The 17,119-nt window shown below is 58.4% G+C and carries 16 protein-coding genes and 1 pseudogene; all 17 read right to left on the reverse strand.

Annotated features, from left to right (window positions below; translation table 11 throughout):
• Positions 1-47: 47 nt before the first annotated feature.
• On the reverse strand, positions 48-2,078 hold the full coding sequence (locus tag AC07V0_RS18560) for a 2Fe-2S iron-sulfur cluster-binding protein (RefSeq protein ID WP_086945239.1): 2,031 nt from the start codon (positions 2,076-2,078) through the stop codon (positions 48-50).
• Between the two features lie 63 nt (positions 2,079-2,141).
• The gene (locus AC07V0_RS18565; RefSeq protein WP_018927332.1) at positions 2,142-2,768 is read right to left on the reverse strand and encodes a glutathione S-transferase family protein; all 627 of its coding nucleotides are present in this window, start codon (positions 2,766-2,768) and stop codon (positions 2,142-2,144) included.
• Between the two features lie 131 nt (positions 2,769-2,899).
• A pseudogene (locus AC07V0_RS18570) lies at positions 2,900-3,800 on the reverse strand (LysR family transcriptional regulator).
• 79 nt (positions 3,801-3,879) lie between these two features.
• Complete coding sequence (glmS, locus tag AC07V0_RS18575) at positions 3,880-5,712, reverse strand: glutamine--fructose-6-phosphate transaminase (isomerizing) (RefSeq protein ID WP_086945240.1); 1,833 nt, start codon at positions 5,710-5,712, stop codon at positions 3,880-3,882.
• 1 nt (position 5,713) lies between these two features.
• Complete coding sequence (locus AC07V0_RS18580) at positions 5,714-6,490, reverse strand: DeoR/GlpR family DNA-binding transcription regulator (protein ID WP_007934349.1); 777 nt, start codon at positions 6,488-6,490, stop codon at positions 5,714-5,716.
• A 195-nt stretch (positions 6,491-6,685) separates the two neighbouring features.
• Positions 6,686-8,053 (reverse strand): bifunctional UDP-N-acetylglucosamine diphosphorylase/glucosamine-1-phosphate N-acetyltransferase GlmU, encoded by a 1,368-nt coding sequence (gene glmU, locus AC07V0_RS18585; RefSeq protein WP_019580347.1) that lies wholly within the window; start codon positions 8,051-8,053, stop codon positions 6,686-6,688.
• 117 nt (positions 8,054-8,170) lie between these two features.
• On the reverse strand, positions 8,171-8,596 hold the full coding sequence (locus AC07V0_RS18590; protein ID WP_007934346.1) for a F0F1 ATP synthase subunit epsilon: 426 nt from the start codon (positions 8,594-8,596) through the stop codon (positions 8,171-8,173).
• Positions 8,597-8,641: 45 nt separating this feature from the next.
• Positions 8,642-10,018 (reverse strand): F0F1 ATP synthase subunit beta, encoded by a 1,377-nt coding sequence (gene atpD, locus AC07V0_RS18595; protein WP_007969907.1) that lies wholly within the window; start codon positions 10,016-10,018, stop codon positions 8,642-8,644.
• A gap of 27 nt (positions 10,019-10,045) precedes the next feature.
• On the reverse strand, positions 10,046-10,906 hold the full coding sequence (gene atpG, locus AC07V0_RS18600) for a F0F1 ATP synthase subunit gamma (protein WP_007934344.1): 861 nt from the start codon (positions 10,904-10,906) through the stop codon (positions 10,046-10,048).
• A 50-nt stretch (positions 10,907-10,956) separates the two neighbouring features.
• The gene (atpA, locus tag AC07V0_RS18605) at positions 10,957-12,501 is read right to left on the reverse strand and encodes a F0F1 ATP synthase subunit alpha (protein ID WP_007969905.1); all 1,545 of its coding nucleotides are present in this window, start codon (positions 12,499-12,501) and stop codon (positions 10,957-10,959) included.
• A 21-nt stretch (positions 12,502-12,522) separates the two neighbouring features.
• Complete coding sequence (locus tag AC07V0_RS18610) at positions 12,523-13,059, reverse strand: F0F1 ATP synthase subunit delta (protein ID WP_064621179.1); 537 nt, start codon at positions 13,057-13,059, stop codon at positions 12,523-12,525.
• A gap of 12 nt (positions 13,060-13,071) precedes the next feature.
• Positions 13,072-13,542, reverse strand: coding sequence for a F0F1 ATP synthase subunit B (locus AC07V0_RS18615; protein ID WP_007969903.1), 471 nt, complete (start codon positions 13,540-13,542; stop codon positions 13,072-13,074).
• 58 nt (positions 13,543-13,600) lie between these two features.
• Complete coding sequence (gene atpE, locus AC07V0_RS18620) at positions 13,601-13,858, reverse strand: F0F1 ATP synthase subunit C (RefSeq protein ID WP_003097235.1); 258 nt, start codon at positions 13,856-13,858, stop codon at positions 13,601-13,603.
• Positions 13,859-13,991: 133 nt separating this feature from the next.
• Positions 13,992-14,861, reverse strand: coding sequence for a F0F1 ATP synthase subunit A (gene atpB, locus AC07V0_RS18625; RefSeq protein WP_007934337.1), 870 nt, complete (start codon positions 14,859-14,861; stop codon positions 13,992-13,994).
• A gap of 16 nt (positions 14,862-14,877) precedes the next feature.
• Entirely contained in the window at positions 14,878-15,285 is a 408-nt protein-coding gene (locus tag AC07V0_RS18630) for a F0F1 ATP synthase subunit I (protein WP_064621181.1), read from the reverse strand.
• 148 nt (positions 15,286-15,433) lie between these two features.
• Positions 15,434-16,306, reverse strand: coding sequence for a ParB/RepB/Spo0J family partition protein (locus AC07V0_RS18635; protein WP_007934333.1), 873 nt, complete (start codon positions 16,304-16,306; stop codon positions 15,434-15,436).
• 9 nt (positions 16,307-16,315) lie between these two features.
• The gene (locus tag AC07V0_RS18640; protein WP_007934331.1) at positions 16,316-17,113 is read right to left on the reverse strand and encodes a ParA family protein; all 798 of its coding nucleotides are present in this window, start codon (positions 17,111-17,113) and stop codon (positions 16,316-16,318) included.
• Positions 17,114-17,119 lie beyond the last annotated feature (6 nt).

Here is a 17,119-nt window from a genome sequence, read left to right on the forward strand (position 1 = left end):
CTGACTGCCCGCTCCCACAGAGGGATTTTCTGTGTTGTCTGGTTCAGTTACAGATCCAACACCAACGGCTGCGAACCCTGCGCCGGCACCGCACAACAAATCAGCACCTCACCCGCATCGGGAGCCTCCGCCGGAGGCTGTGGATAATTCACCTCTCCGCTGATCAACCGGGTTTTGCAGGTCCCGCAGGAACCGCCGCGGCAACTGAATTCCGGGCGCAAGCCACGGCTCTCCGCCAACTCCAGCAAACTGCCGCCGTCCGGCTGCCAACGCGCTTCTTTGGCAGAGCGCTGGAACACGACGGGCACCGAAACGGTAGCGGCCGGCAATTGCTCGATGACCACCGCGTCCGGGTCCGGCTTGCGACGCAGCGTCGACGGGCCAAAGGTTTCGGCATGAATCCTTGAATCAGGGACATCCAGATCCCGCAGGCTGTCGTACAGCCCCTGGGTAAAACTTCCCGGACCGCACAGGACAAAATCCACTTGGTCGTAGTCCTCCACCTCAAGAGTGGTCTTGAGCAAGTCGGCGTCGATGCGCCCTGTCAGGTCGTAATCTTCACCCTCACGGGCATCGGCCTCCGGCTGACTGAGCAAACGCAGCACCCGCACCTCATCACCGAGGCCGTCGAGCAGGCGATCCAGCTCAGGGCGAAACGGTTGATCGGCCAAGGTCCGCGAGCTCTGGAAGAACCACACAGGACGGATGCGCCGCGTGCGCAGGCCTTGATAAACCACCTCCCGCAGCATCGACAGCAGCGGCGTGATCCCCACGCCGGCAGCCAATAGCACCAGCGGCCGACGCTCATTCGGCGCCACGGTGAAATGCCCTTGAGGCGAGCGGGCTTCAAGCACATCGCCGACACGAATCTGCTCATGCAGGTGCGAGGACACCAGGCCTTCACGCTTCACGCTGATGCGGAAAAAGTCATCGGATGGCGCGCTCGACAAGCTGTACGTGCGGATGTGCACATCGCCTGCGATGTTGAACCGCAAGGGCAAATGTTGCCCGGCTTGAAACACCGGCAACCCGGCGCCATCGGCAGGCTCCAGATAGATTGAACGGATGTTGTGGCTCTCCCGCTCGATGCGCGTCACTCGCAGCGGCCGCCAGCGATTCCCCAGCGCCTGGGCTTGCAGGCGTGCATTCGCCTGCGTCCAGGTGCCGGTCAGCAGACTGGTGGGCGACACGCCGTCAAAGCGCCAGCGCAAGGCCAGTGCCGCGGACCGACGCACCGCGTGCTCCACCTCGAATGTCCACAGCCGCTCAGCCCCTTGAAAGGCTTCGATCTGCGGGCCTTCAAGGATGACTTGCGTGCGACCGCTGAGGTGCAGCAAATCGCCCGAATCGAAATCGATGAACAGCAAACCGGCCCGAGGGTTGATCAGCAGGTTGCCCAAGGTATTGAAGAACAGGTTGCCGGCGAAGTCCGGGATGGTCAGGCGATTGCCCTCTATTTGGACGAAACCGGCCTGGCCGCCCCGATGAGAAACGTCCACCGAGCGTTGGCCATCGACGTCCACATAGCTGGCGACAAAGAAGGTATCGGCGCTGGCAATCATGGCTTTGGCCGCGTCATCCAGCTCATTGAGATGCTGCGCGATACGGGTCTCCGGATCCGCCAATGGCACCGAGCGAAACTGGCGCAATTGAATGTATTGCGGGCAATTGCCGAAGGATTGCTCCACCGTCACCTCGAAGCCGCTCGCCGTTACAGCGCCGACTCGACCATTGAGACGGTTGCGACGCCGGGTGTGCAGCTCGATACCGAGCAGACCGATCGCCGCCCCGTCTTGCAGTTGTGCAGGATCGTCGCGACCGGGCAGGCTGCCGATCTGCAACAGCCCGGGCTCGGGGGACTTCGCAAAGCCCGGCGCCCCTTCAAGAATGCTCGCCCAAGGGTTGCCGTCGGCATCCACCGCGCCGTACAGCATGAACGGCAGTTGCTGATAGAACGTGCGGTGCTGGTCCGGCATCTCGCCGCGAATCACCCTACGACCCAATGCGTCCATTCGCTCCGCGACACCCACGTGGGCTTGCAACTGTTTCTCGCCTGCATGCCAAGGTGAACGTTCCATAACGGCTTCTCCCCTGCGCTCATTGCGCAATAAGAACGGCCCGACTGAATAGGGCCGTGAACATCAGGCAGTTTTTTGCAAACCGGCGATGGTGCGCGGCATGCCGACAAACCCTGGCAAGGCTTCAACGCGCGCCAGCCAGGCCCGGATGTTGGCGTAGTCGTCCAGCGACACATTGCCTTCCGGAGCATGGGCGATGTAGCTGTAGGCGGCGATGTCGGCGATGGTCGGCTCGCTACCGGCCAGATAGGCCGTTGCGCCCAGTTCCTGATCGATCACTTTGAGCCAAGTGTGAGAATAGGCAATCACCTCTTCAGCGTTGTAAGGCGCACCAAATACAGTGATCAGCCTTGCCCTGCCGGGGCCAAAGGCAATCGGCCCGGCGGCGACCGACAACCAGCGCTGAACCTTGGCTGCACCGACCGGATCGGTGGGCAGCCAGCGACCGTTGCCATATTTTTGCGCAAGGTAGACCAGGATCGCGTTGGAGTCGGCCAGCACCATGCCTTGATCCTCAATCACCGGAACCTGACCAAACGGGTTGAGCGCAAGAAAATCCGCTTGTTTGTGTGCGCCCTTGGCCAGATCGACGAAGATCAGCTCGGTCGGCAGTTGCAACAACGACAGCATCAGCTCTACACGGTGAGCATGGCCGGAACGGGGGAAGTTGTAGAGTTTGATGGCTTGCATGGTCGACTCCGCTGGGTGGTGGCGCCGCTCAGGAAGGATCAGCGCCGATGGAGCGCTATCTTCCATCCACAACCAAAGCAACAGAATAACCAGCAAACGCAATCCATTATTTCATCCAGTGCAATAACCCTTCAGCCGTGCAGGGCCGGGTGTTCGCGCAGCCCCTTCACCGCAAAGTCCACAAAACTGCGAACCCGCGTCGGGGCCTTGCGCCCACCCTGGTAGACCACATGAATGGGCAATGGCGGCAGTTCGAAGTCAGCCAGGACGATTTCCAGCTCACCGGTGGCGATCTTGCTCGCCACTTGATACGACAGGACTCGGGTCAATCCCAGGCCCATGGCGGCGGCAGTGATCGCCGCTTGATTGGCAGAGACCACAAGACGTGGCTCCGGACGAACACTGATCGGCTCTCCCGCCTCAAGGAACGGCCAGCTTCTGGGCTGCCCGATGGAGGGTGGCGATGATCGGGGCGCGGCTCAAGTCTGCCGGATGCCGAGGCCGACCATGGTCAGTCAGGAATCCAGGGGAAGCGCAGATCACTCGCCGCACTTCGCCCACTCGAATTGCGTGCTGATTGCTGTCAGGCAATTCACCGATACGCACGGCCACATCGATGCCCTCCTCGACCATGCTCACCACCCGGTCGACCAGTACAGCGTTGATGCTGACTTCAGGAAATTGAGTCAGGTAACCGACCATGAGCGGCGTGACGAACAAATCGCCGAACAATACCGGCGCGGTGATCGTCAGTTGCCCACGGGGCTGGGCATGGCTCCCGGCGGCCGAATCCTCGGCTTCCTGCACCTCGGCGAGAATTCTCCGACAGTCCTCCAGATAACGCTGGCCCGCCTCGCTCAAATGCACGCTACGGGTGGTGCGCGTCAGCAACTGAGTGCCAATGCGCTGCTCAAGCGCCGCCACTGCCCGGGTGACGCTGGCTGCTGACATCCCCAAGCGCCGCGCCGCCGCCGAGAAACCCTGGTCCTGGGCGACAGCGGCGAAGACCTGCATTTCCTGGAATCGGTCCATCGGGTATGTCCTTCGTTCAGGTAAAAAAAATCGCAACCGTGGGCTGCGATTTTTATTGGTTCGATCACCTGTGGATAACTTATTCCACCGTCACCGACTTCGCCAGATTTCGTGGCTGGTCAACGTCAGTGCCTTTCAACACTGCCACGTAGTACGACAACAACTGCAACGGAATCGTGTAGAGGATCGGCGACAGGATGTCGTGGATATGCGGCATGTGCACAACATGAGTGCCTTCACCGTTGGTCATGCCGGCCTGTTCGTCGGCGAAGACGATCAGTTCACCGCCGCGGGCGCGGACTTCCTGGAGGTTGGACTTCAACTTCTCCAGCAACTCGTTGTTCGGTGCCACCGTGACCACTGGCATGTCGTTATCCACAAGCGCCAGCGGGCCATGTTTCAGCTCGCCCGCCGGGTAGGCTTCGGCGTGGATGTAGGAGATTTCCTTGAGCTTGAGCGCCCCTTCCATAGCCACCGGGAATTGCGCACCGCGACCGAGGAACAGGGTGTGGTTCTTCTCGGCGAACAACTCGGCGATTTTTTCCACAGTGCTGTCCATGGCCAGGGCTTCGCCCAGACGGGTCGGCAGGCGACGCAGTTCTTCCACCAGTGTGGCTTCGACGCCTGCGGCCAATGTGCCGCGCACCTGACCCAGGGCCAGGGTCAGCAAGAGCAGGCCCACCAATTGAGTGGTGAAGGCTTTGGTCGAGGCCACGCCAATTTCGCGACCGGCCTGGGTCAGCAGCGTCAGGTCCGATTCACGCACCAGGGAGCTGATGCCGACGTTGCAGATTGCCAGGCTGGAAAGGAAGCCCAGTTCCTTGGCATTGCGCAGCGCGGCTAACGTATCGGCGGTTTCGCCTGACTGGGAGATGCTCACGAACAGGGTATCGGGCTGCACCACTACTTTGCGATAGCGGAATTCGCTGGCGACTTCGACCTGGCACGGGATGCCGGCCAGTTCTTCGAGCCAGTAACGGGCAACCATGCCGGCGTGATAGCTGGTGCCGCAGGCGACGATCTGTACATTACGCACCTTGGCGAACAACTCGGCCGCTTGTGAACCAAACGCCTGGACCAGCACCTGATTCTGACTCAGGCGACCTTCAAGCGTGCGTTGCACCACGGCCGGTTGCTCGTGAATTTCCTTGAGCATGTAATGCCGGAACTCGCCTTTGTCAGCGGCTTCGGCACCGTCACGGTACTGAATGCTTTCACGCTCGACGAGCACGCCGTTGATGTCCCAGATCTGCACGCTGTCGCGGCGAATTTCGGCGATATCGCCTTCTTCCAGGTACATGAAGCGGTCAGTGACCTGGCGCAGGGCCAACTGGTCGGAGGCAAGAAAGTTTTCACCCAGGCCCAGACCGATTACCAATGGGCTGCCGCTGCGGGCTGCTACCAAGCGATCCGGTTGCCGAGCGCTGATCACTGCCAGACCGTAGGCGCCGTGCAGTTCTTTGACGGTCGCTTTCAGGGCCGCGGTCAGGTCGGGCTGCTCTTTGAGTTTTTCGTTGAGCAGATGAGCGATGACTTCAGTGTCCGTGTCCGAGGTGAACACGTGGCCCAGGGCCTTGAGCTGCTTGCGCAGGGCTTCGTGGTTCTCGATGATGCCGTTGTGCACCACCGCCAGATCGCCCGAAAAATGCGGGTGAGCGTTGCGTTCGCACGGTGCACCGTGAGTCGCCCAGCGGGTGTGGGCAATGCCCAGACGGCCGACCAGAGGCTCTTCGATCAGCGCCTGTTCCAGTTCACTGACCTTGCCCGGCCGACGCAGGCGCAAGAGCTTTTCATCGTTGGTGTACACCGCCACACCGGCGCTGTCATAACCACGGTATTCCAGACGCTTGAGGCCTTCGAGCAGGATGGCGGTAATGTTCCGTTCTGCGACTGCACCAACAATTCCACACATGCTATTTCTCCTGACTGACAGCGGCGCAAATCACATTGATGCCGCGGGCCTGAATCTGATCGCGGGCCTCAAGCGGCAGGCGATCATCGGTAATAAGGGTATGGACACTGCTCCAAGGCAGCTCCAGATTGGGGATCTTGCGGCCGATCTTGTCGGCCTCGACCATCACGATCACTTCGCGGGCGACCTCGGCCATGACACGGCTCAGTCCCAGCAATTCATTGAAGGTGGTGGTCCCGCGCACCAGATCGATGCCATCGGCGCCAATAAATAACTGATCGAAGTCATATGAGCGTAGTACCTGCTCTGCCACCTGCCCCTGGAAGGATTCGGAATGCGGATCCCAGGTACCACCGGTCATCAACAGCACCGGTTCGTGCTCGAGTTCAGTCAACGCGTTGGCGACATGCAGGGAGTTGGTCATCACCACCAGGCCCGGTTGCTGGCCGAGTTCCGGGATCATCGCGGCGGTGGTACTGCCGCTGTCGATGATAATGCGCGCATGCTCGCGAATCCGCGTGACGGCGGCGCGGGCAATGGCCTGCTTGTATTTCGAAACCGGTTGGCCGATATCGGCGACCAGCTCCTGCGGCATGGTGACCGCGCCGCCATAACGACGCAGCAACAGACCGTTGCTTTCAAGCGCGGCCAGATCCTTGCGAATCGTAACTTCCGAGGTTTCGAAGCGTTTGGCCAACTCGTCCACACTGACTTCGCCCTGCTCATTGAGCAAGGCGAGGATATTGTGGCGGCGTTGGGGCGTGTTGCGCTTTGACATGACTTGGTAAGTTTCGATTCGAAAGATAACGTAAGCAATCAAAACCTATCGGCGAAACTTCGTCAAGCCAGCTTCAGAAAAAAAGATGTGTGGATAACTCAAAAAAAGATCGCAGCCTCCGGCAGCTCCTACAGAGTGAACACGAATTCCCTGTAGGAGCTGCCGAAGGCTGCGATCTTTTGATCTGTGGATAACTTAACTCTTCTTGATCTTCTCAGGCCGCTTCCAGCCGTCGATGTTCTTCTGTCGAGCCCGGCCAACGGCCAATTGAGCGTTATCCACATTCTGGGTAATGGTCGAACCGGCCGCCGTGGTCGCACCGGAGGAGATATCCACAGGCGCCACCAACGAGTTGTTGGAGCCGATGAACACATCTTCACCCAGCACGGTTTTCCACTTGTTGGCACCGTCGTAGTTGCAGGTGATGGTGCCGGCGCCAATGTTGGTGCGCGCACCGATCTCGGCATCGCCCAGATACGTCAAGTGACCGGCCTTGGCACCTTCGCCCATGTGAGCGTTCTTCAGTTCAACAAAGTTACCCACATGTGCGCGGGCCTCCAGCACTGTGCCAGGACGCAAACGAGCAAACGGGCCGGCATCGCTGCCTTCGCCGAGAATCGCGCCTTCGATATGACTGTTGGCCTTGATCACCACGCCTTTGCGCAGGGTGCTGTCCTTGATCACGCAGTTCGGGCCGATCACCACGTCGTCCTCGATGACCACTTTGCCCTCGAGAATCACGTTGATGTCGATCAGGATATCGCGACCAACGGTAACCTCACCGCGCACATCGAAACGTGTCGGGTCGCGCAGGGTTACGCCTTGAGCCATCAAACGACGAGCGGCGCGCAGCTGATAATGACGCTCCAGTTCGGCCAGTTGTTTGCGATCGTTGGCGCCCTGCACTTCCATGGCGTCATGGGGTTGTTCTGTGGCCACCACCAGACCATCACTGACCGCCATGGCAATCACGTCGGTCAGGTAGTACTCGCCCTGGGCATTGTTGTTGGAGAGGCGGCCCAGCCAATCGCCCAAACGCTGGGAAGGCACCGCCAAAATGCCGGTATTGCCTTCGGTGATCGCACGCTCAACCGCGTTGGCATCTTTCTGCTCAACGATGGCAGTCACTTTGCCGGCGGCATCACGGACAATACGGCCGTAGCCAGTCGGGTCATCCAACTCGACAGTCAGCAGACCCAATTGCTGCGGTGCAGCCTGCTTGAGCAGACGTTGCAGGGTTTCGACTTCGATCAACGGCACGTCACCGTAGAGAATCAGCACGGTATCGGACTCGATGAACGGCACAGCCTGGGCCACCGCATGACCGGTACCCAGCTGTTGGTCCTGCAGGACGAAATTCAGGTCATCGGCGGCCAGACGCTCGCGCACCGCTTCGGCACCATGGCCGATCACCACGTGGATGCGCTGTGGATCAAGTTGCCGGGCGCTGTGGATAACATGGCCGAGCATTGAATTACCGGCAATCGGATGCAGGACTTTCGGCAAGGCCGAACGCATGCGAGTGCCTTGGCCGGCAGCGAGGATAACGATTTCAAGGGACATGACTGGCTACCAATCCTGGGTGGTCAGCAACTGCGACCAGGTGATGAATATCGAAAAAGAAAAAAGGGTAGCCGAGGCTACCCTTTTTAATCAATCGCGCAACAAGTCGATGGCCGATTAGTGGCCGAACTTCTTGCGGATCTGCTGGACGGTGCGCAGCTGAGCTGCAGCCTCGGCCAGACGTGCGGCAGCAGAACCGTAATCGAATTCCGCGCCTCGCTCATGCAAGGCTTTCTCGGCAGCCTTAACGGCTTCCAAAGCTGCGGCTTCGTCCAGGTCGGCAGCGCGTTGCACGGTGTCGGCGAGAACCTTGACCATGTTCGGCTGAACCTCGAGGAAACCACCGGAGATGTAATACACCTCCTCTTCCCCGCCCTGCTTGATCAGGCGGATCGGGCCCGGCTTGAGATTGGTGATCAGCGGCGCGTGACCCAGGGCGATACCAAGATCACCCAGTGCACCGTGCGCAACCACCATCTCGACCAGGCCGGAAAAGATTTCCCCTTCCGCGCTGACGATATCGCAATGGACTGTCATAGCCATCTGATTGCCTCAACCTAAATTAGCGCCCGTTGCCGGGCGCCGGGATTACAGTTTCTTGGCTTTCTCGATCGCTTCTTCGATGCCGCCGACCATGTAGAACGCTTGTTCTGGCAGGTGGTCGTAGTCACCGTTGAGGATGCCTTTGAAGCCAGCAATGGTGTCTTTCAGGGAAACGTATTTACCCGAAGCACCGGTGAAGACTTCAGCCACGAAGAACGGCTGCGACAAGAAACGCTGGATCTTACGAGCACGGTTTACCAACTGCTTGTCGGCTTCCGACAGCTCGTCCATACCCAGGATCGCAATGATGTCCTTCAGTTCTTTGTAACGCTGCAGCACGTACTGAACACCGCGAGCGGTTTCGTAGTGGTCGTTGCCGATCACGTTCGGGTCCAGCTGACGCGAAGTCGAGTCCAGTGGGTCTACCGCAGGGTAGATACCCAGGGAAGCGATGTCACGGGACAGTACGACAGTGGCGTCCAAGTGGGCGAAGGTGGTCGCTGGCGACGGGTCGGTCAAGTCGTCCGCTGGTACGTATACCGCCTGGATCGAAGTAATCGAACCTTGCTTGGTCGAAGTGATGCGCTCTTGCAGCACGCCCATCTCTTCAGCCAGGGTCGGCTGGTAACCTACTGCCGAAGGCATACGGCCCAGCAGTGCGGATACTTCAGTACCGGCCAGGGTGTAACGATAGATGTTGTCGACGAACAGCAGAACGTCGTTACCTTCGTCACGGAACTTCTCGGCCATGGTCAGGCCAGTCAGTGCTACGCGCAGACGGTTTCCCGGCGGCTCGTTCATCTGACCGTAAACCAGTGCCACTTTGTCCAGAACGTTGGAGTCCTTCATCTCGTGGTAGAAGTCGTTACCCTCACGAGTACGCTCACCCACACCGGCGAACACGGAATAACCGCTGTGCTCGATGGCGATGTTACGGATCAGTTCCATCATGTTTACGGTCTTGCCTACACCGGCACCACCGAACAGACCGACTTTACCGCCCTTGGCGAACGGGCAAACCAGGTCGATAACCTTGATGCCTGTTTCCAGCAGCTCGTTGCCGCCCGCTTGTTCAGCGAAGGTTGGCGCAGGACGGTGAATGCCCCAACGCTCTTCTTCGCCGATCGGACCAGCTTCGTCGATCGGGTTGCCCAGTACGTCCATGATCCGGCCCAGGGTCGCTTTACCGACCGGTACGGAGATGGCTGCGCCAGTGTTGTTGACGTCCAGACCGCGCTTCAAGCCTTCGGTGGAGCCCATCGCAATGGTACGAACCACGCCGTCGCCCAGCTGCTGCTGAACTTCCAGAGTGGTTTCGGCGCCTTGAACTTTCAAGGCGTCGTAGATGCTCGGTACGCTGTCGCGTGGGAATTCCACGTCGATAACGGCGCCGATGATTTGAACGATACGTCCGCTACTCATAGCTGGATCCTCTGAATATTTGAACCGTTAAACCGCGGCAGCGCCGCCGACGATTTCCGAGATCTCTTGGGTGATCGCAGCCTGACGCGCCTTGTTGTAGACCAGCTGCAAATCGCTGATCAAATCACCGGCGTTGTCGGTAGCGTTCTTCATCGCGATCATCCGCGCAGCTTGTTCAGCCGCGTTGTTCTCGACCACCGCCTGGTAGACCTGCGACTCCACGTAACGGACCATCAAGCCGTCAAGCAGCTCTTTGGCGTCCGGTTCGTACAGATAATCCCAGTGGTGCTTGAGTTCTTGATCCGGGGTTGCCACCAGTGGAATCAACTGCTCCACGGTAGGCTGTTGTGTCATGGTGTTGATGAACTTGTTGGACACCACGGACAGGCGGTCAATACGGCCATCCAGGTAGGCATCCAGCATCACCTTGACGCTGCCGATCAGATCATTGATCGACGGCTCTTCACCCAAGTGGCTGATAGCTGCAACGACGTTACCGCCGAAGTTGCGGAAGAAAGCCGCACCCTTGCTACCAACGACACACAGATCGATCTCGACGCCGTTTTCGCGGTTTACCGCCATGTCCTTGACCAAAGCCTTGAACAGGTTGGTGTTCAAGCCACCACACAGACCACGGTCACTGCTCACTACGACATAACCAACGCGCTTTACTTCACGGTCGATCATGAACGGGTGGCGATATTCCGGGTTAGCGTTGGCCAGATGGCCAATAACCTGGCGGATGCGCTCCGCATAAGGACGGCTAGCAGCCATGCGCATTTGTGCCTTGCGCATTTTGCTGACCGCCACTTTTTCCATGGCGCTGGTAATCTTTTGCGTGCTTTTGATGCTCGCAATCTTACTGCGAATCTCTTTTGCGCCTGCCATGTAACACCTATCAGGTTAGCAAGCGGGAGCCGCTAGGCTCCCGCTGCGGCTTACCAGGTTTGGGTGGCCTTGAACTTCTCGATACCGGCTTTCAGGCCGCCATCGATTTCGTCATTGAAGTCACCCTTCACGTTGATCTTCGCCATCAAGTCGGCGTGATCGCGGTTGAAGTAAGCAATCAGCGCTTGCTCGAAGCTGCCGATCTTGGCGATTTCAACGTCGGTCAGGAACCCACGCTCAGCGGCATACAGCGACAGCGACATGTCGGCGATCGACATTGGCGCGTATTGCTTCTGCTTCATCAGCTCGGTAACGCGCTGACCATGCTCAAGTTGCTTACGGGTCGCTTCGTCCAGGTCAGAAGCGAACTGGGCGAATGCCGCCAGTTCACGGTACTGAGCCAGAGCGGTACGGATACCACCGGACAGCTTCTTGATGATCTTGGTCTGAGCGGCACCACCCACACGGGATACCGAAACACCGGCGTTCACTGCAGGACGGATGCCCGAGTTGAACATGGCCGATTCCAGGAAGATCTGACCGTCGGTGATGGAAATCACGTTGGTCGGAACGAACGCGGAAACGTCGCCAGCCTGGGTTTCGATGATCGGCAGTGCGGTCAGGGAACCGGTTTTGCCGGTCACTGCGCCGTTGGTGAACTTCTCTACGTATTCTTCCGAAACGCGGGATGCGCGCTCCAGCAGACGGGAGTGGAGATAGAACACGTCGCCTGGGTAAGCTTCACGGCCTGGTGGACGGCGCAGCAGCAGGGAAATCTGGCGGTAAGCCACTGCTTGCTTGGACAGATCGTCATAAACGATCAGCGCGTCTTCACCGCGATCGCGGAAGTATTCGCCCATGGTGCAACCGGAGTACGGTGCCAGGAATTGCAGTGCTGCAGATTCCGAAGCGCTCGCTGCAACGATGATGGTGTTAGCCAGTGCACCGTTTTCTTCCAGCTTGCGAACTACGTTGGCGATGGTCGATTGCTTCTGACCGATAGCTACGTAGACGCAGAAAATGCCGCTGTCTTTCTGGTTGATGATCGCGTCGATCGCCAGAGCGGTTTTACCGATCTGACGGTCACCGATGATCAGCTCACGCTGGCCACGGCCGACAGGGATCATCGCATCGACAGCCTTGTAGCCAGTCTGTACAGGCTGGTCTACCGACTTACGCCAGATCACGCCTGGAGCAACTTTCTCGACCGCGTCGGTCTCGGTGTTGTTCAGCGGACCTTTGCCGTCAACTGGGTTACCCAGTGCGTCGACTACGCGACCCAGCAGTTCCTTACCAACCGGAACTTCGAGGATGCGGCCGGTGCACTTGGCGCTCATGCCTTCAGCCAGAGTCTGGTATGCGCCCAATACAACGGCACCTACAGAGTCTTGCTCCAGGTTGAGAGCCATACCGAAGACGCCGCCCGGAAACTCGATCATCTCGCCGTACATAACGTCGGCCAGACCGTGAATCCGCACGATACCGTCAGATACGCTGACGACAGTGCCTTCGTTACGGGCTTGGGAGGTCACATCGAGCTTGTCGATGCGGCCCTTGATAATTTCACTTATTTCGGAAGGATTGAGTTGCTGCATTGCTCTGCTGCCCCTTCAAACTCAAGATTTCAATGCTTCGGCAAGTTTCGCGATTTTGCCGCGAATCGAGCCATCGATAACCAGGTCGCCGGCGCGGATGACAACACCACCAATAAGGGATGAGTCTTCCTCGACTTGCAGGCGCACTTCCCGGTTGAGTCGTGCACTGAGAACCTTGGCGAGTTTGTCTTGCTGTTCTTGGTTCAATGCAAAAGCACTGGTCACTTCAACGTCTACCGATTTCTCTTGTTCGGCCTTGTACAGGTCAAACAGAGCGGCGATCTCCGGCAGAAGCGGGAGACGGTCGTTTTCGGCAACGACGTGAATGAAGTTCTGTGCCTTGGCATCAAACTTGTCGCCGCACACGTCAATGAACGTGGCGGCCTTTTCTGCGCTCGTCAGTCGCGGGGCCTTGAGCACGCGCTGCATGGTGTCGTCTTGCGACACCGCTGCTGCCAGGCCGAGCATGGCTGACCAATTGGCCAGTTGCTGGTGGGCCTGAGCGTGCTCGAAGGCCGCCTTAGCGTAAGGTCGGGCCAACGTGGTCAGTTCTGCCATGATCGCCCTCGCTTAGATTTCAGCAGCCAGTTGGTTAACCAGCTCTGCGTGCGCGTTTTGATCGATTGCTTTGCCCAGGATCTTCGAAGCACCGCCAACGGCCAGGCTACCCACTTGGGCGCGCAGCGCGTCTTTGACGCTGTTCAGTTCCTGTTCGATCTCGGCCTGAGCCTGAGCCTTCACACGGTCAGCTTCGACGCGAGCCTGTTCACGGGCTTCGTCGACAATCTGGGTACCGCGTTTCTTGGCTTGCTCGATGATTTCAGCTGCCTGAGCTTTCGCTTCGCGCAGTTGCTGACCCGCTTTCTCTTGGGCCAACTCCAGGTCGCGAGCTGCTCGGCTGGCAGCGTCCAGACCATCAGCGATCTTCTTTTGACGTTCGTGCAGAGCCGTGATGACCGGAGGCCATACGAACTTCATGCAGAACAGTACAAAAATCAGGAACGCAACGGACTGGCCAATCAGGGTCGCATTAATGTTCACGCCAACACCTCGCAGTTACGTTGTCCATCACACCAAATTACCCGGAAGATCCGAGTAATTAGCCAGCGATTTGACCAACGAACGGGTTCGCAAAGGTGAAGAACAGAGCGATACCAACACCGATCATGGTTACGGCGTCGAGCAGACCGGCAACGATGAACATTTTAACTTGCAGCATTGGAACCATTTCTGGCTGACGCGCTGCGCCTTCCAGGAACTTGCCGCCCAGCAGGCCGAAACCAATTGCGGTACCCAGTGCGCCCAGGCCGATCAACAGTGCAACAGCGATAGCGGTTAGACCAACTACAGTTTCCATCTTTCCTCCCGACTTTTACGTCGTATGGTTTAGGTTTTTTAGATTTTAAAGCGGTAAAACAAATCGTTTCATAGCCCGTTTAGGGCACCCACCCGTTTGACCGGGTGGGACATCAGACCAGTCGAGACTGGTCTTAATGGTTTTCTTCGTGCGCCATCGACAGGTAGACGATGGTCAGCATCATGAAGATAAATGCCTGCAGGGTGATGATCAGGATGTGGAACACAGCCCACGCCCACTGCAGAACTACGCCCAGGCCGCTCAGCCAGAGCAGACCGCTGCCGAACATCACAGCGATCAGAATGAACACCAGCTCACCGGCATACATGTTGCCGAACAGACGCAGAGCCAGGGAGATCGGCTTGGCGATCAGGGTCACGAATTCCAGCAGGAAGTTCACCGGAATCAGCAGCGCCTGAACAAAGATGTTCTTGCTACCGAACGGGTGCAGGGTCAGCTCGCCGATGAAGCCGCCGAGGCCCTTGATCTTGATGCTGTAGAAAATGATCAGCGCAAACACCGTGAAGGCCATGGCCAAGGTAGCGTTCGGGTCGGTGGTCGACACGGCGCGGAACGGGATGTGGTGGTCGCCGGAGATCAGGATGGCCAGCTGAGGAATCCAGTCAACCGGTACCAGGTCGATGGCGTTCATCAGGAAGACCCAGACGAAGATGGTCAGTGCCAGCGGTGCAACCACTGGACTACGGCCATGGAAGCTGTCTTTCACGCTGCCATCGACGAATTCGACCAATACTTCAACGAAGTTCTGCAAAGCACCAGGTACACCTGTAGTCGCCTTCTTTGCCGCCATGCGGAAAAGAAGAACGAAGATCAGACCCAACGCGACCGACCAGCCGAGGGTATCGACGTGGAAAGCCCAGAAGCCCATTTCCTTGGCTTCTGCTGCGGAGTGGGCAAAGCCCCAGCCGCCGTTGGGTAGCTGACCGAAGGTCAGGTTCTGCAAGTGGTGCTGGATATAGCCCGAAGCGGTTGTTTCTGCCATGGTTGCCTCAAACGCCCTAAGGTCTCGAAAGTCTTGTTCTCATAAGCAGGGGAGCGAACCAGCTGACCAGTTGGGTCAGCACGAAGACGCCGAATACTGCTAACGGCGCCAATGGCTTCACACCTGCAAACGTCAATGCAAACAGCACTGCCGTCAAAATCAGTTTGCCCGCCTCGCCGGCATAAAAAGACCGGACGATGGCTTGAGCTGCTCGGGCGCCGGAAAACCGAAATGCCCTGTGAGCGAAATAAATATTGGGAAGCAAGGCTATCAGGCCTCCGCAAAGTCCTGAGTACCCGGCAACGACTCCATACCATCGCCAGAGCGCCAAAGCGGCAATCAGCAAAACGACGAATTGAGCCATTAACACCGGAAAAACAGCCAATCGATGGAAAGGCAAGCGGTCTGGCGTGCGGTTTTCCATCACTTTTGCTCCCCAATGGTCGGCTGCCGAAATTCAATAACTTGGCATAATTTGTGCCGACAAAATGCGCGCAGAGTATAGGGGCGGTTCTGCCCCTATTCAACTGTCAGGTAGTGATTTCCGACTTCACGCTACAAGAGGAATTGTTTCAGCGGATGTGTGCGAGCACACCTTGAAGTTCATCAAGAGAGTTGTAGCCGATCACCAACTGCCCCTTACCCTTCTTTCCGTGGCGGATCTGCACCGCAGAGCCTAGGCGCTCGGCCAGGCGCTGCTCGAGCCGGGCGATATCCGGGTCCGGTTTTGCCGGTTCCACAGGCTCCGGTTTGCCACTCAACCACTGGCGAACCAGTGCTTCAGTCTGGCGCACAGTCAGCCCCCGTGCGACAACATGTCGCGCCCCTTCAACCTGTTGGTTTTCCGGTAAACCCAGCAAGGCACGGGCATGACCCATTTCCAGGTCGCCGTGAGACAGCATGGTCTTGATGACTTCCGGCAACGAAATCAGGCGCAATAGGTTGGCCACGGTAACGCGGGACTTACCCACAGCCTCGGCCACTTGTTGCTGAGTCAGCTGGAATTCCTGCTGCAAACGCTGCAAGGCCACCGCTTCTTCGATCGGATTGAGGTCTTCGCGCTGGATATTCTCGATCAACGCCATGGCGATGGCGGTTTCATCCGGCACATCGCGGACCATCGCCGGGATGGTTTCCTGGCCAGCCTGCTGGCTGGCGCGCCAGCGGCGTTCGCCGGCGATGATTTCGAAGCGACCGCTGCCAATCGGGCGAACCACGATCGGCTGCATCACGCCCTGAGCCTTGATCGACTGCGCCAGCTCTTCCAGCGCCTGAGGATCCATGTCGCGACGCGGCTGGTACTTGCCACGCTGGATCAGGTCCAGGGGCAGGTGCTGCAGCTCACGCTGGTCGGCTTGCACCGCTTGTTCTTCCAGCGAGCTGACAGTCGGACCACTCAGCAGTGCATCCAGTCCACGTCCGAGACCTCGTTTCTTGACGGCCATGGGGATTCCTTAAGTTGCCTGGGCAGCGGCGGTGCGTGAATTTTTGCGTTGACGGCGAACCATCTCACCGGCCAATGCCAGATAGGCAATCGCGCCGCGCGATGATTTATCGTACGCCAGCGCCGGCATGCCATAGCTTGGCGCTTCGGCCAGACGGATGTTGCGCGGAATCACGGTGTCGTAGAGCTGATCGCCAAAGTGTTCCTTGAGCTGCGCCGAGACGTCGTTCATCAGGCTCAGGCGCGGGTCATACATGGTCCGCAACAGGCCTTCGACTTTCAGGTTCGGGTTCAGCAGTTCGGCAATGCGCTTGATGTTATCCACAAGGTCGCTCAACCCTTCGAGCGCGAAGTACTCGCACTGCATGGGGATAATGACCCCGTCGGCGGCAACCAGCGCATTGAGCGTGAGCATCGACAGCGATGGCGGGCAGTCGATCAAAATGTAATCGTAGTTTTCACGGATCGGCGCCAACGCGCTGCGCAGGCGGCTTTCCTTCATCTGCATTTCCAGCAGAACGACTTCGGCCGCGGTCAGATCGCGGTTTGCCGGCAACAACTGGTAACCACCGTGTTCGGAATAGTGCATGGCCTGGGCCAGATCACATTCGCCGATCAACAGATCGTAGACCGAGTTTTCCAGACCGTGTTTATCCACACCGCTACCCATGGTGGCGTTGCCCTGTGGATCAAGATCGATCAACAGCACCCGACGCTTGGTAGCGACCAGGGAAGCTGCGAGGTTGATGCAGGTGGTGGTCTTGCCCACACCACCCTTTTGGTTCGCTATCGCGAATACCTTAGCCATTCTTGC

This window comes from Pseudomonas sp. GW821-FHT01E10 (genome assembly GCF_059422365.1).